A 26,572-nucleotide genomic window follows, 5' to 3' on the forward strand; every position below is an offset into this window, starting at 1 on the left:
AAAAGGAGGTCAGTCTAACATGGCAAAAGCCAAAACAAACACTCGTAAACGCCGTCAGCGTAAGAATGTAGAGACTGGAGTGGCTCACATTCGTTCAACTTTTAACAACACGATTATCACAATCACCGACACACAAGGAAATGCAATTTCTTGGGCAAGTGCAGGTGGACTAGGCTTCAAAGGCTCTCGTAAGTCTACTCCTTTTGCTGCTCAAATGGCAGCTGAAACAGCTGCTAAGGCTGCAATGGAGCATGGCATGAGAACTGTAGAAGTAGCAGTTAAAGGACCTGGAGCTGGTCGTGAAGCGGCTATTCGTTCCATGCAAGCAACCGGTATTGAGATCAGCGTCATTCGCGACGTAACTCCAGTACCTCATAATGGCTGCCGCCCGCCAAAACGTCGCAGAGTATAACACCACAGAAGTATGGAATTTCCTATAAGTGTTAATAATGGGTAAGGCGCAACACTTATTGGACGGAAACGTCTTACGTATTGTTGACGTGTAAGGATGGAAATGTGGTCAAAAACTGCCTAAGGGAAAATTCCGGTTAGGCTTAAGCAGGTCTGCCGGAGTTTCGACGTTTTGAAGGAGGGTATAAATATATGATCGAAATTGAAAAGCCTAATATCGAGACGGTTGAACTAAGCGAGGATGCCAAGTACGGCAAGTTTGTTGTTGAGCCATTAGAGCGTGGCTATGGTACAACTCTAGGAAATTCCTTGCGCCGTATCCTATTATCCTCCCTTCCAGGAGCTGCTGTTACGACAGTCCAAATTGATGGTGTACTGCATGAGTTTTCCACAATTGAAGGTGTCGTTGAAGACGTAACTACGATTGTTTTAAACTTAAAAAAGCTTGCACTTAAAATTTACTCTGACGAAGAGAAGGTTCTTGAAATTGATGCACAAGGTGAAGGGGTTGTAACTGCAAAAGACATTACGTTTGACAGTGATGTTGACGTGTTGAACCCAGATCTTCATATTGCTACTCTAAACTCTGGAGCTAATCTTCATATGCGCATGACTGCTAAACGCGGACGCGGCTATGTATTAGCTGAAGGAAATAATAGCGACGACCTGCCAATTGGTGTAATTCCAGTTGATTCTATCTTCACTCCAGTATCTCGTGTTAACTACCAGGTAGAAAACACACGTGTTGGACAAGTGACTAATTTTGATAAATTAACACTTGATGTGTGGACAGATGGAAGTATTCGTCCGGAAGAAGCGGTGTCTCTTGGAGCCAAAATCATGACGGAACACTTGAATATTTTTGTAGGTCTCACAGATCAGGCTCAAAATGCTGAAATAATGGTTGAAAAGGAAGAGGACCAAAAGGAAAAAGTCCTTGAAATGACCATTGAAGAGCTTGATCTTTCTGTGCGTTCTTATAACTGCTTGAAGCGTGCAGGCATTAACACGGTTCAGGAGTTAAGCCAGAAGTCTGAAGAAGATATGATGAAGGTTCGTAACTTGGGCCGGAAATCATTAGAAGAAGTACAAGAAAAGCTGGGTGAACTCGGACTCGGCCTTCGTGATGAAGAATAGACGCCTTTTAGGTAGTTTGAGTAAAAAGGAGGGGAATATTCATGGCATACCAAAAGCTAGGACGTGACAGCTCTGCTCGTAAAGCTCTTTTCCGTGATTTGGCAACTGACTTAATCATCAATGAGCGTATCGAGACTACAGAAGCTAAAGCAAAAGAATTGCGTCCAATCGTAGAAAAAATGGTAACCTTAGGCAAGCGTGGAGATCTTCACGCCCGTCGTCAAGCGGCTGCTTTCATCCGTCTTGAAACAGCTGATGAGGAGTCTGGAAAAGATGCTGTACAAAAGCTTTTTGACGAGATTGCTCCTCGCTATGAAGACCGCCAAGGCGGTTATACTCGTATTCTTAAAGTAGGCCCTCGCCGCGGAGACGCTGCAGAGATGTCTATTATTGAATTCGTGTAATACAAGGTAACTGATACCTTTTGTAATCTAATAGATCCGTAAGGGCAGGACGAGACCAAGTTGGTGCTTTGTCCATGCCCTTTTTTTGTAGGCAGAGGGTCTGTCTCTTGTCTTTAAGGCCATTTTTAAAGATCGCAGGATTTTTGCGATCCGTTGTTATGAACAAGCATGATTGAGTTTACATTGTTAACCTATTACAATAATAGTGTTAACAAATAAACCTTCCTAAAGTACAAGAAAGCAGGTGGCCATCATGACAGCCATAGCAACTTTTCATGAGATTTATTTCCGCTACTCCGAGGAAGAAAATTGGATACTGCAAGATCTATCACTGTCTGTCCAAAAAGGTGAGTGGGTGGCTGTCATCGGTCCTAATGGTTCAGGGAAGTCTACTCTTGCCAAACTCTTTAATGGATTGCTCCTTCCTGAAAAAGGACGAGTAGTTATAGATAACAAAGAAACGGCAAATGAAGAGGATATTCCCACCATTCGGCAAAGAGTAGGGATGGTCTTTCAAAATCCCGACCATCAGTTTGTTGCACCTACGGTCAGGGATGATTTAGCCTTTGGCATGGAAAATGCCGGCATAAATCGCTCTGAAATGAAAATAAGGATTGAAAATGTTTCAACTAAAACTGGGATTACAGACCTGCTTGATTATGAGCCACATCGCTTGTCCGGCGGTCAGAAGCAGCGAGTAGCGATAGCTGGAATTCTGGCTTTGAATCCTCAGGTAATGATTTTTGATGAAGCGACCTCCATGCTCGATCCTAAAGGCCGCAAGGAAGTAATAGAGACGATTAGAAAGCTTCATCACGAAAAAGAGGTCACGGTCATTATGATCACTCACAGCTTTCATGACGCATTAGCTGCTGATAGAATCCTTTACATAGAAGATGGAGCGATTATTAAAGACAGCACCCCAATGAAAATGATAGAAGAATTGAGCTGGGTGAAAGAAAAAGGTATTCCTCTTCCTTTTGGGTTAGAGCTTTATTTTGAACTGGATAAAAGAGGGCATACGATGGAGGCAGCAAAAGTTCTACAGCTAAGGGAGGAGTTTTAGATGGAGGTCAAGTTTGAGAACGTTACACACCGTTATATGAAAAAGACGCCTTTTGAAGCGTTGGCACTTAATAACGTTTCGGCTCATTTTCCATCTGGATCCTTTTCTGCTGTTATTGGACGTACTGGTTCAGGAAAATCAACCCTTGTTCAGCATGTTAACGGTCTGATTAAACCTTCGGAAGGAAGAGTATTGGTCGGTGGGAAGATCCTTCATGCGAAAGCAAAACGAAAAGAGATAAAAGCTGTCAGACGACAGGTAGGAATGGTGTTTCAGTATCCCGAGCACCAGTTGTTTGAAGATACCGTGGAGGCAGATTTATTATTTGGGCCTAAAAACATGGGCAAAAATGTAATGGCGGTAAAAAAAGAACTTCCAGCTCTCCTGGAAAAGGTAGGGCTTCCAGAACGCATTCTTTCTAAATCTCCCTTTGATCTAAGCGGTGGACAAATGAGAAGGGTGGCTATCGCAAGTGTGCTGGCGATGGATCCTAAAATCTTAATCCTGGACGAACCGACAGCTGGTCTTGATCCTAAAGGACAAGAGGAAATTATTAGTCTCTTTAAGAAATGGCATGAAGAAAAGGGAACTACAACTATTATGATCACTCATCAGATGGAAGAAGCTGCTCGATTAGCGGATAACATTTACGTGATGAATGAAGGAAGAATAGTAATGAGCGGAAGCCCTCAGGAGGTTTATCAAAGAGAAGAGGACTTGCTTAGATTGGACTTAGACCTTCCAGAGCCGGTTCGATTATTAAATATGCTGGAAAAAGAGTGGGACGTGGCATTTTCTTCTAAATCGCTTTCGGCCGCACAGGCTGCTAAAGAGATTGATAAAGGGAAGGAAGGAAGAACATGAGTATGTTTCAAAACGTAATCATTGGTCAATACATCCCTGGTCGTTCTCTTATGCATCACCTTGATGCCAGAGCTAAATTAATTGCCGTTTTTCTCTTTGTTTTTGTTATTTTCCTGGCTAATAGCTGGGTAAGCTATGGTACTTTGTTTGCCGGGGCCCTTTTTGTGTTTTCGATCTCCGGTATTCCAATTCGTTACATTTGGAAAGGCATGCTCCCTATCTCTATTCTTATCTTATTTACCTTTTTACTACACGCTTTTTTTACAAACGAAGGAGAGCTCCTTTATTCCTTTGGAGCTTTTACCGTTTACTCAGGGGGATTGGAGCAGGGGTTTTTCATTTCGATGCGTTTATTCCTTCTCGTTTTTATAACTTCATTACTCACCTTAACCACAAGTCCTATTGATTTAACAGATGCTCTTGAAATCATGCTTTCTCCTTTGAAAAAGATTGGTGTGCCCGCCCATGATATTGCCTTAATGATGTCCATTGCTATTCGATTTATCCCTACTCTTTTACAAGAGACAGAGAAAATACTAAAAGCTCAGGCGGCCAGGGGAGCAGACTTTACCAAGGGAACAGTCAAAGACCGCTCGCAGGCTTTTGTATCTCTTCTTGTCCCTTTGTTTATGAGAGCCTTTAAAAGGGCGGAAGATTTAGCGTATGCGATGGAGGCTAGGGGTTACAACGGAGGCGAGGGGAGAACAAAGCTGAGAGAGTTAGTCTGGAGGAAGCGGGACACCGCAGCTTGTATCATTGTTGCTGCCTTTGGTATCTTAATTTTTGCCATAAGAGGCTGATAGTTGGAGGAACCATATGAGAAGAGTGAAATGTAAAATAGCATATGACGGCACTCATTTTGCCGGCTGGCAGGTTCAGCCCGGACAGCGTACGGTTCAAAGCTGTCTTGAAGATGCTCTTGAAAAGATTCATAAAGGTAAAAAGACAAAGGTTACAGCCTCAGGAAGGACAGACTCCACCGTCCATGCATACGGCCAGGTCGTTCATTTCGACACTCCCCTTGCTGTACCAGAAGACAAGTGGGCCCAGGCGCTCACTCCTTTTCTGCCGAGAGATATTCAGGTTAAAGAAGCTGAATATGTGGAAGGCGGGTTTCATGCCCGTTACGGGGCAAAAGAAAAGGAATATCGGTACCGTGTGCTGACCGGACCCGCAAAGGATGTATTTCGACGGCACTACACCTACTATGTTCCTGATCAACTTGATATAAACGCTATGCGTGAGGCAGTCAGTCAAACAATCGGAAGGCATGACTTTTCTTCTTTCTGTGCCGCCAATACTGATGTCATTGATAAAGTGCGCACCATATTTAAAGCAGAGGTTCTTCAAGAGGGTGATGAGCTCATCTTCGTGTTCAGGGGGAACGGCTTTTTGTATAACATGGTAAGGATTCTCGTAGGGACACTGCTTGAAGTAGGCAAAGGGAAGCGGAGTCCTGAGAGTGTAGGAGCTGCTATTCGGGCATGTGACCGGGAAGCTGCCGGACCAACTGTGCCAGGACATGGATTGTTTCTCTGGGAAGTAGTTTATTAGGTGCCTGGCACCTTCCTCTTTTGTAATGAAAGTGTAACAGGGGAATGCGTAAAACGCTTGCTACAGAAGCAATTCTTGATTAGGACCAGAAAAGGTGCCAGGCACCTGAAAAAAAGCAACTCATCCTGGTGTACAGGCATTGACATTGGGTTCCATATATTATATGATGTTATTTGGCATTTCAAATTCCCACTAGCCCCGGGAATCGGAATGAATCGTAAATGATGATTGTTAAATAGACGAACGTTAAATAGACGAACGTTAATAATTGAAAGATTTAGGAGGGACATCGATGCGTACAACATATATGGCAAAGCCAGGCGAAGTAGAACGCAAATGGTACGTAATTGACGCTGAAGGTCAAACATTAGGTCGTCTTGCTAGTGAAGTTGCATCTATTCTTCGCGGTAAGAACAAGCCTCAATTCACACCTCACATCGATACTGGTGACAATGTTATCATCATCAATGCTGAGAAAATCCACTTGACTGGTAAAAAGCTTCGCGATAAGAAATACTATCGCCACAGCCAACATCCAGGTGGTTTGAAAGAGACTACTGCTGGAGAAATGCGTGACAAGAAGCCAGAAAGACTTATTGAGCTTGCGGTTAAAGGCATGCTTCCAAAAGGCTCCCTAGGACGCCAGCAAGGGAAGAAGCTTCACGTATATGCAGGTCCGGAACATAAGCACCAAGCACAACAACCAGAAGTTTACGAACTTCGCGGATAATAAAAAAGGAGGGTATTAACTTTGGCACAAGTGCAATACTACGGTACTGGTCGTCGTAAAAATTCTGTAGCTCGTGTTCACCTTGTACCTGGTGACGGAAACATTACTGTTAATGGCCGTGACTTGGACGAGTACTTTGATCTAGAAACGTTAAAGCTTGTTGTAAAGCAGCCTTTAAACGAAACTGGAACAGAAGGTCAATATGATGTAAAAGTAAACGTGAACGGAGGCGGCTTCACTGGTCAAGCTGGTGCAATCCGTCACGGTATCGCTCGCGCGCTTCTTGATGTGGATCCTGACTTCCGTCAGCCACTTAAGCGTGCTGGATTCCTAACTCGTGACGCACGTATGAAAGAGCGTAAGAAATACGGTCTTAAAGCAGCTCGTCGTGCTCCTCAGTTCTCAAAGCGTTAATTATCAACGCCTCAAAGGCTCTCAACCGATACTGGTTGGGGGTCTTTTTTATGCTAAAATTCTATTTTGACCACATTTTGACCACGAAATAGATCTTTGACCACGAAATAGATCTTTGACCACTTCATAATTCAATATAGCTTTGGAATTTTGCCGCTGTTTGTTCTTTAAGGTAATCTGTTACATGAGTATATATGTTCATTGTCATCTTAATATCAGAGTGCCCCAACCGCTCCTGAACTTCTTTTATACTTGCTCCTGCTTCAAACAGGAGAGAAGCATGTGTATGACGTAACCCGTGAATCGTAATCCGGTGAAGGTTATGTTTTTTTATAAGGATGTTTAATTTTTCATTTGGGTATGCAAGACGTAAGGGAGAACCGTCCCCCCTCGTAAATACTATCCTGTTCTCATTGTTAGAATTAAAAGCGGCTAATTTGGCTTCTATTTGCTCCTTACGTAACTTTTTGAGTGAATTAAGGGTAGATGTATCTAAACTAATTAATCTTGTTGATTTTTTCGTTTTGGGCGTTTGAAAGAGGTATTCACCCTGGTCGTAAAAAAGGGTTTTCCCTAAGCGAAGAGAACCAACCTCAAAGTCAATGTCATCCCAAGTTAAAGCTAGTAATTCCCCCTTACGCCCTCCGGTATAAATTAAAAGGTGAAAGAGCACTTGATCACGTATTGATGTTTCCGCTTGGGTTATTGATAAAAACTGTCGTATTTCTTTTTTGGTCCAATAATTACGTTCTTCTTCACTTAAATCATAATGGTCCTTTAGTAACTCTTTCTGTTCTTTAGGTATGCTTACGTGTTCAAGAGGATTTTTGTTTATTAGATCCATTTTAAGAGCATATTTAAACACTTGATTAATCTGAATTTTAATATCGTTAACTGATTTAATCGTAGCGGCAATTTCATTAATAACTTTCTGGCAGTAAGCTCTATTTATCTCTTTAACTTTCAAGTTTCCGAAGCGGGGTAATATATGTTTATTAAATTTTGATTGTATTGTTTTTTGTGTACTCTTTTTAATCGTCCTTGAGTGATCAGCATACCATTGTTTATATACCTCATTAAAAGTTAGGTTACTATTGTTAATTAAAGTCCCAGTAGTTAATTCTTGCTCCAAATTTAATGCGGCTGCCTGTGCTTCTTTTTTTGTTTTAAAACCTCTTCGTGTCGTTGTCTGTCTTTTCCCAGTTAGAGGATTTCGACCTGTGTCCATTTTAAATAGCCACTTTTGTCCTTGTTTTGTTTGATATTTTTTATATGACGCCAATCTATCCACCTCATTTGCAAAGTCTTTCTAATTTTTAGCACCTGTGGCTGGTGTAGTTGATTATAACTTGTTTTCTATAAAATAAAGTATTTTTTCCTTTTCTTCTTTAGTAAGCGGCTTTCTTTTAAAGTTAACCTTTCGCTCCCCCTCTAATAAATTAAACAGGTCTAAAGTTACACTAAGATCTCCACTTGTATCAGCTTTTGTTTTTACACTTGCTTCTAAGCTTATATACCCTGCTTTTTCTAGCAAAGTAGTATATGAAATATCATAATATGACGCTAGTTTTTTCAATGTTTCAGGTGTTGGCTTCCTTTGCTTTTTTGTTCGTGGGTCGAAACCTTTTTCAAGTGTGCTTAAATAGGTATGACTTATACCAGTTCCTTTTTGTACATCTCTTAAAGATCTTTCTCCTCTTAGTTCTTTTAAATAATTGCCAAAATCATTCATACAACCACCACTTTTTGTTTATTTGCATTTACATTGTACATCATGGTTTACAAAGTGGCAAACTATAGTATATACTCTTATTGTAGGAGGTGTAAATCTTGAATAGCAACAGACTGAAGGAAGCAAGAACTAAACGGGGGATGTCTATTTCAGAGTTGGCCAGACGCACTAAACTAAATCGTATTACAATAAGCAAAATAGAAAACGGTCTGAGCAATCCAACGGTTACAACTGTGTCAGTTATTTGTAAAGAATTAAGTAAGAATCCAAGTGATATTTTTTTTAGCAACATTGTAAACCATGAAGAGCAATAAAGGGGATAAGCAACATAAGAGGTTGGGGGATAGATGCCTAAATTAATTGGTAAAAGAAGAGGTGTAGTTGATGAGCTTTAAATTAGAATTACCAGAAGACACAATTCTAATTAACCGAACAGAATTAAAGGAAGCTTTACAAGAGATGTGGGCAGAAGTACTAGGGGAGTATTCAAAAGAAGAAATTATGACCATAAACGAAGCTGCTGATTACTTGAAAGTCAGTGTTCCCACTGTTAGAAATATGATCGCAAGTAGAGAAATTCCTTATTTTCAAAGAGGACAAGTCATTCGCTTAAATCGTTGGGAAGTAAGTGAATGGATGCGTAAAAATTCAAGACATTATTCTTAAGCAGGTGAGAGGGTATGACTAAGGTTCAGCAAAAGAACAGCTATACAAAAATAGCTAACGAAATATTAGAAGAGATGGGCAAAATTAAACTAAGTCCTACACAGTACCGGGTACTTTTTATAATTTGGCGGTTTACTTATGGTTTTCATCGTAACGAACATGATTTATCACTGAGTTTTCTGAGTCAAGCTACAGGATGCGATTCACGGCAAATACAACGCGAATTAAAAAGGTTAGAAGGGAGAAGAGTAATTTTCCAAAAAATTAAGCCTGGTAGCTATAGGAAAGTTTCTTTTAATAAAAACCATGACGAGTGGGTTGGTAAAACAGTCATTGGTAAAACCGAGAAAGGAGAAATAACCTCTGGTGTTTCAAACAACGGAGCCAGTGGTCAAAGTGTCGATAAAAGCTACGGTGAAATAGACAAGGAAGAAAGAAACAAAAAAAAATTTAAAGAAAAAGATCATCTACCAGAAAAACCTGTCCCTTTTTTGGAATATGAAAAATTTTTTGGGACTCCCCCGTCGATTTTAGCCGAGAACTTTACTTATTGGGTTGAAAAAAGTCAGTTTCAGGAACCGGAAGAAATTATATGTGAAACGATTAAAAGAGCAAAACTTCAAACACCAAAAAAGCCAGCAGCTTATATTGAGTCAATCCTGAAAAACATTCACAATTTAGAACTTTATACATTGGCTGCTGTGAAAGAATACAACGCCAAATTTGATTCTAAGGTTAAAAATAAGAAAAGCGAAGATATACCAGCTCTTAATAACATGTTTCTTGGGTCAATGAACAAGCAACCAACAAGACAAGAGATAGAGGAAATAAATGCCCTTGAAAAAGAATTTCCTTTTTAGGTGGTGTTAAATTGATGAATGAAGTAACTACAGCCTTATCTGATTTATTTAAGCGGAGTATGAAACATTATGTAGAAGAGCTTCAAAATCGTAACGATTATGAAGCAAGAATGGCTGAGGAGGTATGTATTGTGTGTAGGGGAAAAGCAAACAGTCCCGAGTATAGAATACACGGGGAAAAAGAGTGGAAGCGGGCTTGTAAAGAATTAGAAATAAAATGTAAGGCTTGTACTGAACAAAAGGAATTAGCCAGGGTTCTAGAAAGGAATAAAATCAAATCAAATGAACATTTAAACAGGCGATTTGAGAAAGAGTATTGGTTTATTCCAGAAGACCTAAAGAATGCAGGCTTTAAAAACTTTACGGTCGGTAATGAAGGTACCCTCCATGAAGCTAAAAGGACCACAATGGACTATGTTAAAACATTCCACTCTCTAGCCCAGGAGAAGAGATCCAATTTATTGATCATGGGGAATCCTGGGACGGGCAAGACTCATTTGACAACGGCGGTAGCAAGAACTCTTAAAGAAAAAGGAATATTAGTGGGGCACCTAACAACAGGGACACTCCTTTCTAAAATAAAATCCACATATCAAAAGGGTTCTAAACAAACAGAGGAGGGAATATTTAACGACTTAAGAAAGTTTGAGCTTTTGGTATTGGATGATTTGGGCTCAGAAGCAAGAAGTAAAGATGAGTTTGATTGGAGTAAGAACAAATTGTTTGAGATTGTTAACCTTAGGGTAGGCAAGCCAACAATCTATACAAGCAATTTTAATGAACAGCACTTACCAAGTGCTGTAGGCGAGCGGGTTTACAGTAGGTTGCATCACAGGACTAACTTTATAAAGCTTGTTACTGAAGATTTTCGGAAGAAGTATCAGGGCAAGTAAGGAAGGTATGAATATGAATACGAGAATAAAAATCCAGGTAGGCATAGGAGGTTTGGTGTGAAGGATAACAACACTAGGCAGCGGTTTATAGAAATGAGGGCAAAAGGTAAAAGCTTTAATAATATCTCTAAAGAGCTTAGAGTAGCTAAATCCACACTGATAGAATGGTCCAAGACTTATCTAACAGAAATTGAAAATCTGAAGGCCATCGAGTTGGAAGCTTTACAAGAACAATTTTACCTCACTAAAGCAGCAAGAATTAAACTGTTGGGACAACAAATTGAGCGAATTAAAGAAGAGTTAGTAAACCGCAACTATTCAGATGTCCCAACAGACAAGCTTTTAGAGATCTTCAGTAAAACACTAAACCAATTAAAACATGAGCAGATTGAGGTTTCATTTAAAGGAGAAAGTAACGCGGTTGATGATTTGGTGGGTACAACTAACACCGTTACTTGGAAACCATAACAAGACCAAAACAAGACCAAAACAAGACCAATTCTAGCCGTGCCTCAGCACGGCTTTTCGCTTATTATCTGTTATGAGCTCTGAAGTTTAAGAAGCTACATTTGTATTGCCTCTATCACAATTTCCGGAGAGAGGGAGTGGCAGGGTGCTGGATCTGAATGTTCAAGAGGTAACAGAAGTTCTCGTGGAAGAGGAAACCGCTAATAGGTGGAACTGGGCAGACAGTGTAGCTAATTATGACCTTTTTTCTATGCTCGATCGGTTGCAGTATTTCATCGATCATCACTTAGAAGAAAAGTTGGATAGTTTTATTTCTCCTAGTATTATGGCTATCGATCAGAGAATAGGGTATATGTGCAATCAAGCGTAGTCAATCGAGAATACTGTGATCAGAAGGGAATCGATGAGAAGGAGGGATTATTATAAGAACTGTCTTCTTTTGTCTTTTATTGTTGATTAAAAGGATTGTCGAAATTTCTTGGAGAAGGTTATAAGCAGAGTAGGCACATACCGATCTACACTGTGCATAAATTGCAATAAATAATTGTTGATTCTTTAAGATGATTCAAGCGATAATTAGGGTATTAACTATACTTAGGAGGGGAGGAATTACTATGTTAAGTGATAAGCAGTTAGATGCGCTGGCAAGGAGTGATAAATTCGTGAACCCTTATAACCCAGATAACTGTGAAGGCGCTACCATAGACCTCACCCTGGATAATCTCATTAAAGAGTACGTTTCCGATGAACCGATCATCATGGGAAAAGAAGTAACGGAGGATCATTATAAATCAATCGATCTGACTAAAGATGATTACATGCTGCAGCCAAAACAATCCGTTCTGGTTCAAACTTCAGAATTTATAAAAGTTCCCGAGGATAAATCTGCAAGGATTTATGAGAGGTACAGTGTGAAGTCATTAGGTCTTATAATTAGTCCGGCTCATTATATGAATCCAGGTTACAGAGGTAAAATTTCACTTTTAGCATTTAACAGCACGAATACGCCGATTAAACTGGTACCGGGAATTAAATGCTGTCAAATCGGCCTGTTTGAACTCGGTACAAAACCGTGGAAGCCTTATGAAAAGCAGGACGCAAAATATATGGACTCGGAGAACGTAAGTATTTCTAAGCTTCATTTGGATTCAGAAATTCAAGATTTTTTAAGAATTAAGGGAGTAAGTGAAGTTTCCGACAGGGTCGCAGGTGATCTGGGCAATTATTTGATGGGGCAAATAAAGTCTACTGCAAACGATTTGGCGGATTTAGGAATCAAACAGTGGGAAGAAAGACATTCTAAATGACTAATCTAAGAGAAATTGTACGCCGTCACACAGAAAGAGAAACAAAAGAAGCATTGATGGCTAGAAAAGGCTCTGAAGTAATTGCCGACTCAATTCTCGAGGAATTGAAAAGCCAGGGAAATATCGACAAGGAAGTCGATAAGATATTAGATGCGTTCAGAGAGGAAATAGAAAAAGATTCCCCTAAAGCTAAAAGAAAAAAGAAGTATAGATTCTATTATTTAGGAGGAAATCTGTTCACGACTACCGGTATAGCTATATCAGTGAACCAGGAAGCTTGGACATTCACAGTAATACTCTCTATGTTAGCATTAGGCATTTATTCTTTTTTCACTTTCTCACAAGAATGAGTTTCCCCTCTCCCTGCCTGCCCAGCAAAAAAAGGATACTAGCAGAAAACTAGCACACATCATGCTTTAAGGTGATTTCCCTGAATCGTAAATGACAAAAAGAATCAACGTTTTGAGCATGGGTGATAGTAGCTGAACACCCGTTCTCTTATGAGCGTAAGAAATACGATCTTAAAGCAACTCGGCGTGCTCCTCGGTTCTCAAAGCGTTAATATGATCGCTTTTCAAGACTCTCAACCAATATGGTTGGGGGGCTTTTTATGAAAAATTTTAATTTGACCATTTCTTATAATTCAATATAGCTTTGGAATTTTGTGCTGTTTGTTCTTTAAGGTAATCTGTTACGTGAGTATATATGTTCATTGTCACCTTAATATCAGAGTGCCCCAACCGCTCCTGAACTTCTTTTATACTTGTTCCTGATTCAAACAGGAGACATGCATGTGATGAGGTAACCCATGAATCGTAATCCGGTTTCTAACACATGGAGTATCACCCTCCATAGCAGATTTAAAAGCAAACGGAGATTTTCATAGCGAGGAGGAGCAAGTAAGATATTTTCGTTTAGTTTAAAAGACGGCAGAGCAAACCAATCGAAATTGCCCACCTTCGTTCTAGGCAAATTTGTTGCATCGGTTGAGAAAATATAGATATGGGGTTTTTTAAATAGCCCATACTAATTAAGAGAAGATAAAATCTAACTAGAATTAATGGGAGGGATAAATTAAATGGCTGTTGTGAAGAGGTACACAAATAAACCTAATCTAGATTTAAAAGAAAAGGGAGAAGAGTTTAAGGTATGGACTGCGCTTAGTAAGGATCATGATGACTACACGATTTACGTAAATGAAAAGGATCTAATCGAGAAAGATAGCGGCACTTATGTAGTTGCAGGAGCAAATATCAGCGGTATTTAAATTTTCCTAAAAAGAATAAAGAATATAGGGGTGAGTATAAATCCCTAAATTCTATTCTTTTATATAGTTTATTCTTATTTTAATAATATGAGGATTAACTGTTACTACTTCTTTATATAGCCATTTGGATAGGGGTAACCAATAATGGTCGGTCGGTTGATTTAAGTCATTTATCCACTCTAAAAATTTAGTGAACCCTTTTTCATTGTTTTCAAACGCCAGAAAATAACCAACAATACTACGGTAAATTACAGCTCGTGGCACATGAAGTTGTTTTGCAATGTCTACACCGACTATTGTGCTTGGCAGAAATTCTTTCGATTAGTTGATTTTGTTTGTTTTGTTTTTAAACATCATATAAGAGTTTCCTCCTTAGATTTGATTGTTACTCACTAAAAGAATAAATTGCTAACCAATGAGGAAATAATAGGTTTGCAGGAAAAATACTAATCAAATAGAAATGATATATAGATGGATTATTATTAAAGAAATAAAGACCAATTATATTAAAAATGGTTTGTACTATTATCCATAGCTTAAGAGAATAGTTTTGAATAAATGAATTTTTAAGGGGGGTGGGTGGATATATGGGATGGTTTCTCGTTCCAGCAGGACAAGGTTCAGACAAAGTTGCAAAGGGAAACTTAAAAGAAACAATTAAAAAGAAGTATCCCATACATAAGCATCACAGATTAATTTCATCTTCAGACCCATTTGTATTAAGTGAGTTAAAGGATGCAGGCTTAGACAAGGAGGTCCAGATGTGGGGAGCCAAAACTGGACCTAACAATGAAAGAACTTGGAAAAAGATGAAAGCTGGCGATAAAGTAATTCTTTATAATTCAGGTAAGTATGCTTATCTGGCTGTAGTTCTTACAAAGATACAAAGTAAAGACTTAGCAGAAAAAGCTTGGCCACCTGCAAAGGCAGGGGGGCCGATTTTTGAATTTATTTATTTTTTGATTGATGTACAAAGAATTGATGTCTCTCCTAGTGATTTCAATCCTTTATTTGGTTATCCGGGAAATTATAGTCCTCAGTCTTTTAATTCAATATCAAAAGATAGGATTAAAAGGGCAGCTAGTAAATATGGAACTGTAGAAAAAGCTATCGATTCTGTTCTCACAGGTAAAAAGGTTAGGACTAGGTCTTTTACTAAGGTCGAGGCAAAAAGTGAAGAAGAATATCAAAGCGAGATTGAAAGTACACCATCTATTGGAATTACAAAACCCTCAGATACTCCAAAGTTTCCAGTAAAAAGAACAGGAGCTACTAGTAGTGGTAAGTGGTATAGGGATCCTAAGACAGCCTTAAGTGCAATAATAAAGGCAGATTATAAATGTGAAATTGATCCAACGCACACAACATTTAAATCTAAAGTAACTGGGGAAAATTATGTTGAGGCTCATCACTTGATCCTAATTTCCTGTCAGGATTCTTTTGATTATAGTCTCGATGTAGCTGCTAATGTCGTTTCTCTTTGTCCTAATTGTCATCGAGCACTTCATCACGCTACCTTAAAAGATAAGACGAATTTATTAAAACTATTATATAAAAAAAGAGAGAGTCGAATTGAAAAATGTAATATACAGATCTCTGAAGATGATCTCATTATGCTTTATAGTTAAAATAGTAGAAGGTGAACCTGTTTGTCCTACAAGTAAGGTTCCATATAAAGAGGTGGAGATCGATTTGTCAACTCAAGCTATTGAGTCCCTTTTTTTTACGGAAAATAATAAGTTTATAATTTTTGAAGGTAGTTTTAAATTATTGAGCAAGAATCAGGTTGTAGAATTAATAGGTTCTGTTGTGTTGAATTTTTATCCAAAACCAGCAATTAGATTTCAAGGTGAGTCTCAAAAAGTAAGTATACATACACTCATGGATGATGAAGAAATAGTCTTAGAAGTTCCAGGGATGTCACCAACAAAAGCAAGTTTAGATCTAGTACAACATAATCAACTGGCTAAAGGAATGGTATTATACCAAATGAAAGATGAGAAAGATATTTATATGGACAGTTATTACATTCATGTAAACAATTTCATTAAATATCTTGGAGAAGGCGTTACTAAAGGTAATTATCATTATAACGGTGGAATTACAATTGAGCATGAGGACTGGAAAATAACTTTGCAGCTTCGTCATGATTATAAAGATAGAGGGATCTTTCCCCACTTGAAGGATAGAAATGGACACAATATTACTCATATAATAAAAATAGAAAAAGAAGATGGAAGTAAGTTTAAAAAGTCAGAGGTAAATGAAATTGAAGAGATATTTGTATGGATTTTTACTCTTTGTGCAGGTAGACATATAGGTATGCCAATAAAAATAGGTAAAACCAAAGAGGGAGAGGAATATAGAGAATTTTCAGTACCATTAATGAGCCCCTACAGCGAGGTGCCCAACTGGTTTCCTAAACACAAAGGTAGTGTAATTGAAGATCTCTTCCATAGTTTAGCTTTTAAGTTTAATGATGAGTTTTTGAAAAGAATCATAAAAGAAACAGTACATTGGTATGTTGAAGCATTAAACGCCACATTTATAGAAAATAAAACCATAAATTCTCAGATCGCACTAGAAAAACTATCTTTTGTTTTACTGACACAGCAAACACCTCAAATTATTAGTAAAACACAGTTCGATAAAAATAATTTTCAAAAAAATCTAGAAACAATATTAGATGAACTTTCAATAAAAACGGACTTAAATGGTGAACACAAGAAGTTTAGTAACCACTTTGATTCTGGTCCTCATTTATTAGTGAAATTCAGAAATAATATAGCACACCCTAAACGTAACTCACGTATGGAAAGTTACGTGATACATGATAAGTTCTTAATAAACCAGTTAGGTATGTATTATACAGAATTGCTTCTATTAAATTTAATTGGGTATGGGGGGATATTTACCAATAGACTAAAATTCCCTTCATGGGAAGGTGAATATGATGAACTTCCTTGGAAATAGTATAAGTTTTACAAAAAAGCATTGTGAAATTAACTTTTACTCAAATCTTCTTTAGATGGAGCAGGTAATTCAATAGCTGACATTTTACCAAATTTATCTGTTTGTAAATTTGCAATAAAATTAGCTTCCATATCGCTAATTTCGACTGAGGCTCCGTCAATAGGAAGGTCCTTTATCTTCTACAGTTAAAATTAGATTTCCTGTAGACCATTGGCACATTGGATTACGCTTTTCTTCCATTATTACACATCCTTTTTTTCAATAATAGATTGAAAACTTTACCCCATTTTATGCAGTATAGTTTTATTAAAGAATAATTTTGCAGTAGAATGGAGTGGTCTATTTTCTCAGTAATAGCTCTGGTTTTTTACGAAAAAACTGAAAAGTTTATCTTTATTATGAAAAGTCATTTTAAATTTTGACCACATTCTGACCACGAAACATATATAAGGATATATTATGCATTTTTATAAAAAGCAAAAAAGCCCTATAAAATAAGGCTTTTTGCAAAAAAATTTGTTGCCATTTTCTTCTTATTTAATATATAAATGAAAGAGCGTAAGAAATACGGTCTTAAAGCAGCTCGTCGTGCTCCTCAGTTCTCAAAGCGTTAATATATCTACATTCCAAGACCCTCAACCAAAATGGTTGGGGGTCTTTTCTTATCTGGATATTTTCATAAGCTTTTTATTTTTGCTCACACATATAATAGGGAAGGAGTGGAATCCAGGATATAATTAAACAAACGGATATATTTTTTTACAAGGAGATAATCAGCAGAATATGAATGAGGATGTTAAAGAGCTTTTTTTAAACCGTAAATGTGTGATAGCCACAATGCATAAAAAAGAGAAAGTGATTGCCCCTATACTTGAACGTGAGCTTGCACTTAAAGCAGTTGTTCCTGAATCCTTTAATTCAGATTCTTTTGGCACGTTTACAAAAGAAGTAAAGAGAGCGGGGGACCAGCTTGAGGCAGCAAGAAAAAAAGCAGTGGCTGCGATGAAGCAAACGGGCTTAGATATCGGAATAGCCAGCGAAGGATCATTTGGAGCTCACCCCGTTTTTTCCCACGTGCCTTATAACAGAGAGCTTATAGTATGTATTGACCAAAAACAGGGATTTGAAATAATCGGCTATGCTGCCAACAGCAACACGAACGCTGCCCAAAAAGAGATCGCATCATTTAAGGAAGCTGAAGAATTTGCGAAGTCGGCTGGTTTTCCAGAGCATGGCCTCATTGTAAAAAGAAGTACTGACAGTAGGAAAAGTAAAGACATCATCAAAGGAATCACAAGCACTGAACAGCTGAAAATAGCAGTAGACAGTCTTTACAGGCCGACTAATACATCATTTGGTTTTTGGAAAAAGACTTCAAAGCTTCTGAGCATTGAAACAGACATGAGGGCTATGTATAACCCCACCCGCATGAAAAATATCGAACTTGCTGCAAAGGATCTTGTATCTAAGATTACTTCTTTATGTCCTTCTTGTTCAGCCCCTGGCTTTGAAGTAACTGAACATAAGAAAGGATTACCTTGCGCAGGCTGCGGGTTTCCTACTGAATCACTGCTTGCTCACGTGTACAGCTGTAAAAAATGCAGTTACAAACATGAAGTGCAATGTCCGAAGGGAAAGGAGTACGAAGATCCTCTCCGCTGTCACGTTTGTAATCCTTAGTTACAGGTATAAAGTCTGACCAGTGGTTAAAGGAGAATCGATTTGCACGTTCATTTTTCTTAGGTCTGATTTTGGTCTGGGGCATGCTGGGCATTGGCAGCATTGGCCCCTGCCTGATTCTGACCCTCCGATAAAGATTGCAGAGAACGAACACAGCTTTCAATTTTTTGAAGCTCCGCTGAAAGCTCCTGTGGAGAATTTACAATTTCCCTCAGTCTTTTTGCAGAATCCTCTATATCCTCGCTTACCCGTGACACAAGAGACACATCAAATCTCATAGCTTGCCCTCCTTCAAACTGAATTTCTATTAGGATAAGCTGGGGGCAAGTATTTTATGTAACAAAATAAATAGCATTTTAATTCCAAGTTGACAAATAAGAATAATATACTTAATATAAAATTAAACAAAAACCGGAGTATTAAAGGAGTGAGGACCACTATGAAGGAAGAAAGTGTACATTTCACAGTCGGTGGCTTGTCATTATCAGGGGTGGTTCATGTTCCTGATAAAAAGATGGAAGAAAAAACCCCAGCTATAGTGTTAGTTCACGGTTTTGTAGGTAGCAAAGTGGGGGAGCATAGAATGTTTGTTAAGGCAGCAAGGAAGTTCACGGATGAGGGATTTACTGTTTTTCGTTTTGATTTCAGCGGGTGTGGCGATAGTGAAGGCGACTACGGAGAAATTACTTTGACCCGGCAAATCCGGGAAGTCAAAGGTGCTCTTGATTACGTTAGTAACTTGCCTTTTGTAGATGAAATGGACATCACAGTAATTGGTCATAGTCTGGGGGGTGCAGTCTCCTCTTTAACGGCAGCAGAGGACGAAAGGGTATCTCGTCTCATTCTCTGGTCTCCGGTTGCGGATCCTTATCAGGACATTGTATCCATTGTTGGGAAGGAAGCAGAAATCATTGCAGAAAAAGAAGGAGCCTATGATTATGACGGCTTTTATCTAAAGACTCCCTTTTTTCAGTCCTTAACTTCTTTTGACCCGTTAAAAGCAGTGAAGAGGTTTGAAAAAAACGTCCTCCTTATTCATGCGGAAGAGGATGAAGATGTCCCAAGAGAAAATACAGCTAAATATGCATCTGCTCTTCAAGAAAGACAAAAAGGAACGGTCGAATGGTCTTATATTTCAGGAGCGGATCATACTTTTTCAAGTTACCGTTTTGAAAAAGAATTATTTGAGACATCCCTTATCTGGACGCAGCAAAAAGCAACCATACAAATCTAAAAGGAAAACACACGTGTTCGGGGGACTTCCCCCGTTTTTTATTTGGTTCATAATTGGTTAATTTTCACCTCCACGGCCACTAATCCTCCTTCTTTTCCACTGCATGCAGTGGCTCTCCTTTCAAATAATAAAGGCAAGGAGGGGATGCAAGTGAGCAATACAATCGTTTCATTAAATGAGCGGCGAAGAAAGAAAGAATGGGATTTTGAAAAAAAAATACTTCGCACTTTGTCTATTAAGGATATACAATCCATTTCAGAAACATTTTTCATTCCTGTGTTCCCGAATTTTCATTTTCAATATTCTTTTATGGAGGATGCCTGCGTAGACCTGGCTATTGATTCTTTCCTGCTTGGGGCAAAATACAGCCGTTTAGGAGTAAGGGGAGAAGATGACATTTCCATTAAAGAACGGGCAAACAGGGAAGTGAAGTTTCTTGTGAAAGAACTATATAACTTTATGTATGGCTGGGTCCATGACCCACAAGCAAAAGAAGAAAAAATGTTTGAAGCGGTAGATGGTTTTGTTGTCCACTGGTGGGAAAAGGGATTTGAAACTGGAAAAACAAGATTGCTTTTACGCTTGCAATAAAAAGAATAAGCCTGCTCGTCCTTTCATATAGATGAAACAAGCATGGAGGAAGGGGACGGGCGGCTTATGAGCGTAAAAAAATGGTTAATCGGGATTTTCGTCATTATAGCTTGTGCCGTCATTGGATGGCTTATACAAATATACTGGGATAGCGACGATTCGTTATCTACCTGGCAGCTCCCCCTATCCGGCAGGATAATAATTCTCGATCCTGGACACGGAGGAGTGGATGGAGGAGCTGTAGCTAAAAGTGGTTTATTAGAAAAAGATATTGCCTTGGATATTTCATTAAAGCTTAGAGATTATCTTCAGGAATCAGGAGCGCTGGTCCTTATGACAAGAGAAGGGGATCATGATTTAGCCGCAGAAGACGTAAAGGGATACCGTAACAGAAAAGTATCCGATTTAAAAAGAAGAGTGGAGCTTATTAATGAAACAGGCAGTGACATGTTTATCTCTCTGCATCTGAATTCTATACCATCACCAAAATGGAGCGGGGCACAAACGTTTTATAACCGCTCAGTACCTGATAATGAAATAGCTGCAAAGTTCGTGCAAGCAGAGCTGACGAGAAATTTAGAAAATACTAAGCGTGAGGCAAAGCCTATTTCCAATATATATCTTCTTGATAAAGCAGCAATTCCAGGGATGCTTATTGAAGTTGGATTTTTATCGAATCCACAAGAAGCTTCCATGCTTAGCAAAGAAGAATACCAGGATAAAGTATCGGCTTCTATTTATCAGGGGCTCCTTCGTTATTATTCTGGGGAAGAAATGGAGTAAATCTGAAAAGCTTTCTTTTCGAAAGCTTTTTTTTATTTTTAAAACCTACTTGACACATCGTATTTGTGAGAATAATATGATATTAATATTCATCTGCTGATTAAGGTTGAAATAGTCAGCAGTATTTTTTAAACGGTAATTCCAACTTAACTAATAAGAATTGTAAAGATACTTGCAGGGAAGAGAGGGGGGAGAGAAGTGACATTTGAAATAGGGTTTGTCTTGGCAGTCGTTTTCATCATGCTCATTTGCCTTGTAAGAGAAATAGCCCGACCGGACTTTATTGTTTTTACAGCTTTGGCTGTTCTTTTACTATCCGGAATACTTGCGCCGGAAGATGCTCTAAGAGGATTTGCAAACGAGGGCATGCTCACTGTTGCTCTCCTATTTATTATAGCCGGGGCAATTAAACAAAGCGGAATGCTTAACCAGGTGGTCACAAAAGCGTTGGGGTCTGGCAAAGGGCCTAAAAAATCCCTTTTTCAAATGATGCTTCCTATTGCAGGATTATCTGCTTTTTTAAATAATACCCCGATCGTTGTCATGTTTACCCCTGTTGTTCGGAAGTGGTGCCAAGAACGAAATATTTCACCTTCAAAATTTTTAATTCCGCTGTCTTACGCAGCGATTTTTGGAGGGACTCTTACATTAATCGGCACTTCCACTAACCTGGTTATCCACGGTTTTATGCTTGAGCAGGGGCTTGAAGGATTCTCAATGTTTCAGCTTGCAATTGTAGGCCTTCCTGCAAGTATCTTAGCGATTTTGTTTATGATTACGATTGGATACAAGCTATTGCCTAACCGGAAAACCTCTGAAGAGTCTTTTGATGAGAGCTCCAAGGAATATTTGGCGGAAGCAGTTGTGGAAGGAAATTCACCTTTAGTGGGGAAAACAATAGAAGAGGCCGGCCTAAGAAGCTTAAATGGCCTTTATCTCATCGAGCTGATTAGAAACGGGGAAAGAATCGTTCCCGTTCCGTCTTACCATAAAATTAAAACAAACGATCGTTTGATTTTTACTGGGCTCCTTTCAACCATCGTGGATTTGCAAAATATCAAGGGTTTAAGGGTGGAAACAGGAACCAGCCTTGTACTTGAAGACCTTCAAAACGGCACCTCTTCCTTAGTAGAAGCGGTGGTGTCACATCAGTCTTCTTTGATGAATCAAACGGTAAAAGAAATAAAGTTTCGCAGTAAATACGATGCAGGTATAGTTGCCGTTCATAGAAATGATGAGAGAATCAACAGTAAAGTCGGAGACATTAAATTAAAGCCGGGGGACACACTACTGCTTCTCGTAAATAAAGACTTTGTAAATAAGTGGTCTAACACAAATGATTTTTATATTGTTTCACCGTTGGAGGAGCCGGAAATCATGGACTCAAAAAAGTCCGTGATTGCTGGAGTAACAATGGTTGTCATGATTTTGTTAGCGGCTTTTAATGTGCTTTCCATGTTTGAAGCGGCTGTCCTTGCTTCTCTGACTCTGTTTTTGACAAAAACGATTACCTTTGTAGGTGCAAAAAAGTATATTCAATTTGACGTTCTTATTCTTATTGCTTGTGCAATAGGGATAGGTATAGCTTTGGAGCAGACAGGGACAGCTGCCTATATTGCTCAACATTTTGTAGAGCTTACGGCTGGAGCGGGGATCATCGGGGCTATTTTGGTTGTTTACTTTCTCACCTCGGTTTTTACAGAAATCATTACAAACAACGCTGCGGCCGTACTCATGTTTCCTATATCCCTTGCCATGGCAACCCAGCTTGGAGTTGATCCTGTACCTTTCTTTGTCACCATTGCTATCGCAGCCTCAGCCAGCTTTGCCACTCCTATAGGGTATCAGACAAACCTTATTGTCTATGGGCCGGGTGGATATCGTTTTACTGACTATTTGAAGATAGGTATTCCTCTTAACCTTCTTTATATGGTTGTGACAGTTGTAATTGTAAATATAGTTTGGTTTTAAGAGCTTTCCTGGCGAAGGAAGCTCTTTGTTTTTCCGTCATAAGGCAGAGAGTTGAAAAAACGCCAGGCATAATTCATGCAAGCTGGTGTTTTTTCTGTTTGAAAAATACAGGGGAGAAAAGGTATGCTATACATAGTAAGATTTTCTAAAGTCAAAGGATGGTGTCCGTGTTGCTTACAGAAGAACAAGTGATTGAAGCTTTAAAAGGAATAAATGATCCTGACCTAAATAAAAATATCGTTGAAACCGGCGGTCTCAGAGAAGTGAAGATTAAAGGGGATAACGTCAGTTTGAAAGTTGCATTAGCCAGAACGGGTACTTCTGAGCAGATGAAAGTGCAGCAAGAAATTGTAAGCGCTGTGAAAGGAGCAGGGGCAGGGTCTGTCGGCCTCCGTTTTGATGAATTGACAAAAGAAGAAATAAGTCAGCATGGAGGCATGGAGCAAGGACAGCCAGCTGCTACTTCAGGACCGTCTCTTCTTTCTGAAGAGAATAAGACACAGTTTATTGCTGTAACAAGCGGGAAAGGTGGCGTAGGGAAGTCTACCGTTTCCGTAAACCTGGCCACTTCCTTAGCAAGGCAGGGCAAGAAAGTTGGAATTATTGACGCAGATATATATGGATTCAGCGTGCCGGATATGATGGGGATTGAAGAACGTCCCACTGTGGTAGAAGAAAGAATTTACCCTGTTGAGCGTTTTGGAGTAAAAGTGATTTCCATGGGATTTTTCGTTGAAGATAATGCTCCGGTAATTTGGAGAGGACCTATGCTTGGAAAAATGCTTAATAACTTCTTTAATGAAGTAGAGTGGGGAGAACTTGATTATCTTATTTTAGATCTTCCTCCTGGCACTGGGGACGTTGCCTTAGACATTCACACGATGCTTCCAGAGTGCAAGGAGATCATTGTTACTACTCCTCACGCGACAGCTGCTTTTGTTGCTGCGAGAGCGGGGGCAATGGCTATTAAAACAAACCACCAGATCCTTGGTATTGTGGAGAACATGGCTTACTTTGAGAGTAAGCTGACTGGCGAGAAGGAATATGTGTTTGGAACAGGTGGCGGAGAAAGACTGAGCGAAGAGCTAAAAACAGACATTCTTGGTCGTATCCCACTAGGGCAGCCTGAAATAGATGAAAAAGATTTTGCTCCATCCGTGTATGACGCTGACGATAAGATCGGCCAGATTTATCATGAGATCGCTTCAAAAGTGATTGAAAAGGCAGGAAAGTAAATAGACTTTCTTCTATAGAAAAGGCCCTCACCTTAACAGGTGGGGCCTTTTTAATTAGAGCCGGTAAATAATTTATTGGGGTTCTTCTTCATCTTCTTGCTGCTGTTCCCCCTCTTCTCCTTGCTGATCTTCCTGTTCTTCCTGATCTTCTTCCTGTTCTTCCTGTTCTTGTTCCTGCTGCTCCTGCTGTTCTTGATCAGCTGCTTCCTGTTCTAAGCGTTCTGCAGAAACCTCGGTTAGAATATCATGGAGCTTTGCAAGAAAGAAGGGGCTCTCAAATGCTTCTGTCATTACGTTCATAATTTGCTGCTTGTGTTCTTTACTTCGTAAGAGCTCAGAAATGTTATCATCCATTTCCGGGTCCTGCCATAACTCTAACAGAACAGCCTGGTATTCAGGGTCTTTCATCATACGCCGAAGGAGCTCTTCGTGCTCCTGACGCATACTCTCTGCCAGTGCCCGAGCAAATTCAGGATCCTTCATTGTTTCCTGCCAAAATGCTTTACCTTCGGGAGATACTAAGGTGTCTTGGATCGTACTTTGAACGAAAGTTTGTTCCATTACAATATCTTGTCTTACTTCTTCATCAGTTAATATTTCTCTTACGGCTGCCTTTCCTTCATCTGTCTTTAATAAGTCCACCAGCATTTCTTTTGTACTTTCATAATCACCGTGGTTCTCTCCTCCCTCCACAGTGGCGCACCCGGAGGCAAATGCGGCGAGCAATCCAAGGATAAATAAAATTTGAAGACCTTTCATCACGTGGACGCTCCTTTCAGTAGTGTAGTTGTCTTTAATATGAGTGCAGATGTGAAAAAATATGCACAACAAGTATATAAGGTAGCTTTTTACCAAAACGATTGATAAAATCATTACGGTAAGAACATAAGGGGAGCGGATGGCGTTGAATACTCGGAAAGTAGTTTATTTGTTTTTTACTACGCTGATTATTGGCTCAATAAGCGGCGCAATAGTTGGTGTGTTATTAGATTTAGATACGTACTTAGATGGCGGGTTCTTGAATTTTTTGTTTGGCCTGCTTTGGATGCTGGGTATTAGTGCAGCCATAAGCCTGGTGGCTCAAATGGGTTTCTTTGCTTATTTGACTATTCATCGTTTGGCTTTAGGGTTATTTAAATCCGTCAAGCTGTGGAATAGAATCCAAGTCATTCTTATATTATTTGTATTATTTGATCTCATTTATTTTAGATACTTAGCTTATGCTGACGGAGATGAAACCATCTTTGGTTATATGATCATGCCTTTCTTACTCTTGCTGTACAGTATAATTGTTGCTTACTTTAAAATGAGAGACACGAATAAAAGAACGTTTATCCCGGCTCTTTTTTTCATGTACGTTATTACAACGATTGAGTGGATTCCGGCGTTAACAGTTGGAACAGTAAATGATTCCAAGTGGCTCTGGATCTACCTGGCACCGCTTCTCACAGCAAATACGTGGCAGTTGTTGACCCTTCACCGATTGACAGGAGACCACAAAGAGAAAGCATAATATAAAAACAGCCATTTTTCCTCTTGGAAAATGGCTGTTTTTTATTACTTAATTTCTTGAGTTTCCGCTTCACCATCTGTAATTAATTCTTCTAATGAAACAAGTTGATATCCTTTCTCAGAGAGCTCATTAAGAATCACAGGGAGAGCTTTATGGGTCTGCTTTGCTGAGTCTGAAGCGTGGAGAAGAATCACATCACCAGGTTCTGTGTTCTCTGTAATATCTTTTACAATTGTTTCAACTCCTGGATTTTTCCAATCACTGCCGCCAACACTCCAATGAATTGTAGAATAGCCGAATCGATCTACAGCTTGTAGCACTCTCTCATCAAAATCTCCGTGAGGGGGGCGGAAGTAGACTGGTTCGATTCCTCCTACCTCCTTCAATTTGCGATGGCTTTCATTTAAATCCCGCATCATTTCACTTTCTTCCCATTCTGTATAATGCTCGTATTGGTAACCGTGGTTGCCGATGGTGTATCCTGCCTCATTTATTTTTTCTAAAATATCAGGGTGCCTTTCTGCCCAGGAGGCTGAGACGAAAAATGTTGCTTCTTCTACTTTGTGGTCTGCAAGAATTTCAAGTATAGGCAGGGCACGTTTATCACCCCAGCTGATATTGAAAGTTAAGGCGGCCTTTTTTTCATCAATCTCTGCTCTATGGAAAGCCCTTGGCCCTTCATCAGTAGAAAAAGCCGGTATATATGCCTGACTTGCATATAAGAAGCTGGCAGCAAATAAGGCTGCCACTGTGGCAAGAGCATAATACTTAAGTGTTTTGCCATTTAGAACCCAAATGTGTCTCATATCAAAGGAGCTC

General features: G+C 39.3%; 33 protein-coding genes and 2 pseudogenes. 28 read left to right on the forward strand and 7 right to left on the reverse strand.

All coding sequences use genetic code 11. The features are described from left to right. Positions 1-19 precede the first annotated feature (19 nt). From rpsK to rpsI (CEF17_RS17425), 9 genes are all read left to right on the forward strand, one after another. A complete protein-coding gene (gene rpsK, locus CEF17_RS17385) occupies positions 20-412 on the forward strand; it encodes a 30S ribosomal protein S11 (RefSeq protein WP_100400603.1) in 393 nt (130 codons plus the stop codon). Positions 413-603: 191 nt separating this feature from the next. After that, a complete protein-coding gene (locus CEF17_RS17390) occupies positions 604-1,548 on the forward strand; it encodes a DNA-directed RNA polymerase subunit alpha (protein ID WP_054637109.1) in 945 nt (314 codons plus the stop codon). 41 nt (positions 1,549-1,589) lie between these two features. After that, positions 1,590-1,952: a 50S ribosomal protein L17 gene (rplQ, locus tag CEF17_RS17395; RefSeq protein ID WP_054637108.1), complete on the forward strand. Its 363-nt coding sequence runs from the start codon at positions 1,590-1,592 to the stop codon at positions 1,950-1,952. A gap of 253 nt (positions 1,953-2,205) precedes the next feature. After that, a complete protein-coding gene (locus CEF17_RS17400; RefSeq protein ID WP_100400604.1) occupies positions 2,206-3,018 on the forward strand; it encodes an energy-coupling factor transporter ATPase in 813 nt (270 codons plus the stop codon). Beyond that, complete coding sequence (locus CEF17_RS17405; RefSeq protein WP_100400605.1) at positions 3,019-3,882, forward strand: energy-coupling factor transporter ATPase; 864 nt, start codon at positions 3,019-3,021, stop codon at positions 3,880-3,882. It abuts the gene before it with no gap. A 2-nt stretch (positions 3,883-3,884) separates the two neighbouring features. Next, entirely contained in the window at positions 3,885-4,682 is a 798-nt protein-coding gene (locus tag CEF17_RS17410) for an energy-coupling factor transporter transmembrane component T family protein (RefSeq protein ID WP_100400954.1), read from the forward strand. 16 nt (positions 4,683-4,698) lie between these two features. Further along, positions 4,699-5,436, forward strand: coding sequence for a tRNA pseudouridine(38-40) synthase TruA (gene truA, locus CEF17_RS17415; RefSeq protein WP_100400606.1), 738 nt, complete (start codon positions 4,699-4,701; stop codon positions 5,434-5,436). Between the two features lie 292 nt (positions 5,437-5,728). Continuing rightward, positions 5,729-6,166, forward strand: coding sequence for a 50S ribosomal protein L13 (gene rplM / locus CEF17_RS17420; protein WP_100400607.1), 438 nt, complete (start codon positions 5,729-5,731; stop codon positions 6,164-6,166). Between the two features lie 21 nt (positions 6,167-6,187). Continuing rightward, positions 6,188-6,580, forward strand: coding sequence for a 30S ribosomal protein S9 (gene rpsI / locus CEF17_RS17425; RefSeq protein ID WP_054637103.1), 393 nt, complete (start codon positions 6,188-6,190; stop codon positions 6,578-6,580). Between the two features lie 124 nt (positions 6,581-6,704). On the opposite strand, the gene CEF17_RS17430 is transcribed toward rpsI (CEF17_RS17425), so the two are convergent. Then, positions 6,705-7,871, reverse strand: a complete 1,167-nt coding sequence (locus CEF17_RS17430) for a site-specific integrase (protein ID WP_232725540.1) — start codon at positions 7,869-7,871, stop codon at positions 6,705-6,707. A 51-nt stretch (positions 7,872-7,922) separates the two neighbouring features. Then, positions 7,923-8,312, reverse strand: a complete 390-nt coding sequence (locus CEF17_RS17435) for a helix-turn-helix domain-containing protein (protein ID WP_100400609.1) — start codon at positions 8,310-8,312, stop codon at positions 7,923-7,925. Between the two features lie 98 nt (positions 8,313-8,410). Between CEF17_RS17435 and CEF17_RS17440 the strand changes: the two genes are divergently transcribed. The 8 genes from CEF17_RS17440 (at position 8,411) to CEF17_RS17475 (ending at position 12,856) form a co-directional block, all read left to right on the forward strand. After that, complete coding sequence (locus CEF17_RS17440; protein WP_100400610.1) at positions 8,411-8,626, forward strand: helix-turn-helix transcriptional regulator; 216 nt, start codon at positions 8,411-8,413, stop codon at positions 8,624-8,626. Positions 8,627-8,696: 70 nt separating this feature from the next. Continuing rightward, complete coding sequence (locus CEF17_RS17445; protein WP_100400611.1) at positions 8,697-8,978, forward strand: helix-turn-helix domain-containing protein; 282 nt, start codon at positions 8,697-8,699, stop codon at positions 8,976-8,978. A gap of 14 nt (positions 8,979-8,992) precedes the next feature. After that, complete coding sequence (locus CEF17_RS17450; RefSeq protein WP_100400612.1) at positions 8,993-9,838, forward strand: replication protein; 846 nt, start codon at positions 8,993-8,995, stop codon at positions 9,836-9,838. Positions 9,839-9,852: 14 nt separating this feature from the next. After that, complete coding sequence (locus CEF17_RS17455) at positions 9,853-10,731, forward strand: ATP-binding protein (RefSeq protein ID WP_100400613.1); 879 nt, start codon at positions 9,853-9,855, stop codon at positions 10,729-10,731. Between the two features lie 57 nt (positions 10,732-10,788). Further along, complete coding sequence (locus CEF17_RS17460) at positions 10,789-11,199, forward strand: COG3415 family protein (protein ID WP_100400614.1); 411 nt, start codon at positions 10,789-10,791, stop codon at positions 11,197-11,199. A 145-nt stretch (positions 11,200-11,344) separates the two neighbouring features. Further along, positions 11,345-11,569, forward strand: coding sequence for a hypothetical protein (locus CEF17_RS17465; RefSeq protein ID WP_100400615.1), 225 nt, complete (start codon positions 11,345-11,347; stop codon positions 11,567-11,569). 244 nt (positions 11,570-11,813) lie between these two features. Next, on the forward strand, positions 11,814-12,506 hold the full coding sequence (gene dcd / locus CEF17_RS17470) for a dCTP deaminase (protein ID WP_100400616.1): 693 nt from the start codon (positions 11,814-11,816) through the stop codon (positions 12,504-12,506). Continuing rightward, complete coding sequence (locus CEF17_RS17475; RefSeq protein ID WP_100400617.1) at positions 12,503-12,856, forward strand: hypothetical protein; 354 nt, start codon at positions 12,503-12,505, stop codon at positions 12,854-12,856. Before dcd ends, CEF17_RS17475 begins: the two co-directional genes overlap by 4 nt. A gap of 270 nt (positions 12,857-13,126) precedes the next feature. On the opposite strand, the gene CEF17_RS20700 is transcribed toward CEF17_RS17475, so the two are convergent. Further along, positions 13,127-13,288, reverse strand: coding sequence for a tyrosine-type recombinase/integrase (locus CEF17_RS20700; RefSeq protein WP_100400618.1), 162 nt, complete (start codon positions 13,286-13,288; stop codon positions 13,127-13,129). Positions 13,289-13,584: 296 nt separating this feature from the next. On the opposite strand from CEF17_RS20700, the gene CEF17_RS17485 reads away from it, so the two are divergent. Next, complete coding sequence (locus CEF17_RS17485) at positions 13,585-13,773, forward strand: hypothetical protein (protein ID WP_100400619.1); 189 nt, start codon at positions 13,585-13,587, stop codon at positions 13,771-13,773. 78 nt (positions 13,774-13,851) lie between these two features. On the opposite strand, the pseudogene CEF17_RS21090 reads toward CEF17_RS17485, so the two are convergent. Next, positions 13,852-14,095 (reverse strand): annotated as a pseudogene (locus CEF17_RS21090) (IS110 family transposase); the annotation flags it as partial. Positions 14,096-14,360: 265 nt separating this feature from the next. Between CEF17_RS21090 and CEF17_RS17495 the strand changes: the two are divergent. The 4 genes and pseudogenes from CEF17_RS17495 (at position 14,361) to CEF17_RS17510 (ending at position 18,426) form a co-directional block, all read left to right on the forward strand. Next, the gene (locus CEF17_RS17495) at positions 14,361-15,401 is read left to right on the forward strand and encodes an HNH endonuclease (RefSeq protein ID WP_100400620.1); all 1,041 of its coding nucleotides are present in this window, start codon (positions 14,361-14,363) and stop codon (positions 15,399-15,401) included. 64 nt (positions 15,402-15,465) lie between these two features. Further along, entirely contained in the window at positions 15,466-16,746 is a 1,281-nt protein-coding gene (locus CEF17_RS17500; protein WP_157843072.1) for a hypothetical protein, read from the forward strand. A gap of 548 nt (positions 16,747-17,294) precedes the next feature. Beyond that, a pseudogene (gene rpsI / locus CEF17_RS17505) lies at positions 17,295-17,360 on the forward strand (30S ribosomal protein S9); the annotation flags it as partial. Between the two features lie 169 nt (positions 17,361-17,529). Next, on the forward strand, positions 17,530-18,426 hold the full coding sequence (locus CEF17_RS17510; protein WP_100400622.1) for a DUF6671 family protein: 897 nt from the start codon (positions 17,530-17,532) through the stop codon (positions 18,424-18,426). A 59-nt stretch (positions 18,427-18,485) separates the two neighbouring features. Here CEF17_RS17510 and CEF17_RS17515 read toward each other — a convergent pair whose 3' ends face one another. Further along, positions 18,486-18,704 carry a hypothetical protein gene (locus CEF17_RS17515; RefSeq protein ID WP_054637100.1) on the reverse strand — a complete coding sequence of 73 codons (219 nt, stop codon included), beginning with the start codon at positions 18,702-18,704 and terminating at the stop codon, positions 18,486-18,488. Between the two features lie 161 nt (positions 18,705-18,865). On the opposite strand from CEF17_RS17515, the gene CEF17_RS17520 reads away from it, so the two are divergent. The 5 genes from CEF17_RS17520 to CEF17_RS17540 all read left to right on the forward strand — a co-directional run bounded on the left by CEF17_RS17520 (position 18,866) and on the right by CEF17_RS17540 (position 24,240). Continuing rightward, positions 18,866-19,660 (forward strand): alpha/beta hydrolase, encoded by a 795-nt coding sequence (locus tag CEF17_RS17520; RefSeq protein WP_100400623.1) that lies wholly within the window; start codon positions 18,866-18,868, stop codon positions 19,658-19,660. A gap of 150 nt (positions 19,661-19,810) precedes the next feature. Further along, positions 19,811-20,251: a DUF2521 family protein gene (locus CEF17_RS17525; RefSeq protein WP_157843073.1), complete on the forward strand. Its 441-nt coding sequence runs from the start codon at positions 19,811-19,813 to the stop codon at positions 20,249-20,251. Between the two features lie 66 nt (positions 20,252-20,317). Further along, positions 20,318-21,034 carry an N-acetylmuramoyl-L-alanine amidase CwlD gene (cwlD, locus tag CEF17_RS17530; protein WP_100400955.1) on the forward strand — a complete coding sequence of 239 codons (717 nt, stop codon included), beginning with the start codon at positions 20,318-20,320 and terminating at the stop codon, positions 21,032-21,034. A gap of 198 nt (positions 21,035-21,232) precedes the next feature. After that, positions 21,233-23,005 (forward strand): SLC13 family permease, encoded by a 1,773-nt coding sequence (locus CEF17_RS17535; RefSeq protein WP_100400625.1) that lies wholly within the window; start codon positions 21,233-21,235, stop codon positions 23,003-23,005. Positions 23,006-23,175: 170 nt separating this feature from the next. Then, positions 23,176-24,240 (forward strand): Mrp/NBP35 family ATP-binding protein, encoded by a 1,065-nt coding sequence (locus tag CEF17_RS17540; RefSeq protein ID WP_100400956.1) that lies wholly within the window; start codon positions 23,176-23,178, stop codon positions 24,238-24,240. A gap of 72 nt (positions 24,241-24,312) precedes the next feature. Here CEF17_RS17540 and gerD read toward each other — a convergent pair whose 3' ends face one another. Continuing rightward, positions 24,313-24,999 (reverse strand): spore germination lipoprotein GerD, encoded by a 687-nt coding sequence (gerD, locus tag CEF17_RS17545; protein ID WP_198509002.1) that lies wholly within the window; start codon positions 24,997-24,999, stop codon positions 24,313-24,315. A 145-nt stretch (positions 25,000-25,144) separates the two neighbouring features. Here gerD and CEF17_RS17550 point away from each other — a divergent pair, with 145 nt between their 5' ends. Further along, positions 25,145-25,753, forward strand: coding sequence for a KinB-signaling pathway activation protein (locus tag CEF17_RS17550; RefSeq protein ID WP_100400957.1), 609 nt, complete (start codon positions 25,145-25,147; stop codon positions 25,751-25,753). A 44-nt stretch (positions 25,754-25,797) separates the two neighbouring features. On the opposite strand, the gene pdaB is transcribed toward CEF17_RS17550, so the two are convergent. Then, on the reverse strand, positions 25,798-26,559 hold the full coding sequence (gene pdaB / locus CEF17_RS17555) for a polysaccharide deacetylase family sporulation protein PdaB (RefSeq protein WP_100400626.1): 762 nt from the start codon (positions 26,557-26,559) through the stop codon (positions 25,798-25,800). Between the last annotated feature and the right edge of the window lie 13 nt (positions 26,560-26,572).

The sequence above is a fragment of the Bacillus sp. FJAT-44742 genome, from assembly GCF_002797315.1.
GTDB classification, from domain to species: Bacteria; Bacillota; Bacilli; order Bacillales; family Marinococcaceae; genus Thalassorhabdus; species Thalassorhabdus alkalitolerans.

Bases quoted from the DNA above. Each gene is read 5' to 3' on its own strand.
- cwlD (WP_100400955.1), top strand. From the start codon at position 20,318: ATGAGCGTAAAAAAATGGTTAATCGGGATTTTCGTCATTATAGCTTGT.
- CEF17_RS17515 (WP_054637100.1), bottom strand. From the start codon at position 18,704: ATGAGATTTGATGTGTCTCTTGTGTCACGGGTAAGCGAGGATATAGAG.
- rpsK (WP_100400603.1), top strand. From the start codon at position 20: ATGGCAAAAGCCAAAACAAACACTCGTAAACGCCGTCAGCGTAAGAAT.
- CEF17_RS17390 (WP_054637109.1), top strand. From the start codon at position 604: ATGATCGAAATTGAAAAGCCTAATATCGAGACGGTTGAACTAAGCGAG.
- truA (WP_100400606.1), top strand. From the start codon at position 4,699: ATGAGAAGAGTGAAATGTAAAATAGCATATGACGGCACTCATTTTGCC.
- pdaB (WP_100400626.1), bottom strand. From the start codon at position 26,559: ATGAGACACATTTGGGTTCTAAATGGCAAAACACTTAAGTATTATGCT.
- rplM (WP_100400607.1), top strand. From the start codon at position 5,729: ATGCGTACAACATATATGGCAAAGCCAGGCGAAGTAGAACGCAAATGG.
- CEF17_RS17485 (WP_100400619.1), top strand. From the start codon at position 13,585: ATGGCTGTTGTGAAGAGGTACACAAATAAACCTAATCTAGATTTAAAA.
- CEF17_RS17455 (WP_100400613.1), top strand. From the start codon at position 9,853: ATGAATGAAGTAACTACAGCCTTATCTGATTTATTTAAGCGGAGTATG.
- CEF17_RS17400 (WP_100400604.1), top strand. From the start codon at position 2,206: ATGACAGCCATAGCAACTTTTCATGAGATTTATTTCCGCTACTCCGAG.
- CEF17_RS17495 (WP_100400620.1), top strand. From the start codon at position 14,361: ATGGGATGGTTTCTCGTTCCAGCAGGACAAGGTTCAGACAAAGTTGCA.
- CEF17_RS17450 (WP_100400612.1), top strand. From the start codon at position 8,993: ATGACTAAGGTTCAGCAAAAGAACAGCTATACAAAAATAGCTAACGAA.
- CEF17_RS17405 (WP_100400605.1), top strand. From the start codon at position 3,019: ATGGAGGTCAAGTTTGAGAACGTTACACACCGTTATATGAAAAAGACG.
- dcd (WP_100400616.1), top strand. From the start codon at position 11,814: ATGTTAAGTGATAAGCAGTTAGATGCGCTGGCAAGGAGTGATAAATTC.
- gerD (WP_198509002.1), bottom strand. From the start codon at position 24,999: ATGAAAGGTCTTCAAATTTTATTTATCCTTGGATTGCTCGCCGCATTT.
- CEF17_RS17520 (WP_100400623.1), top strand. From the start codon at position 18,866: ATGAAGGAAGAAAGTGTACATTTCACAGTCGGTGGCTTGTCATTATCA.
- CEF17_RS17510 (WP_100400622.1), top strand. From the start codon at position 17,530: ATGAATGAGGATGTTAAAGAGCTTTTTTTAAACCGTAAATGTGTGATA.
- CEF17_RS17445 (WP_100400611.1), top strand. From the start codon at position 8,697: ATGAGCTTTAAATTAGAATTACCAGAAGACACAATTCTAATTAACCGA.
- CEF17_RS17435 (WP_100400609.1), bottom strand. From the start codon at position 8,312: ATGAATGATTTTGGCAATTATTTAAAAGAACTAAGAGGAGAAAGATCT.
- CEF17_RS17410 (WP_100400954.1), top strand. From the start codon at position 3,885: ATGTTTCAAAACGTAATCATTGGTCAATACATCCCTGGTCGTTCTCTT.
- CEF17_RS17475 (WP_100400617.1), top strand. From the start codon at position 12,503: ATGACTAATCTAAGAGAAATTGTACGCCGTCACACAGAAAGAGAAACA.
- rplQ (WP_054637108.1), top strand. From the start codon at position 1,590: ATGGCATACCAAAAGCTAGGACGTGACAGCTCTGCTCGTAAAGCTCTT.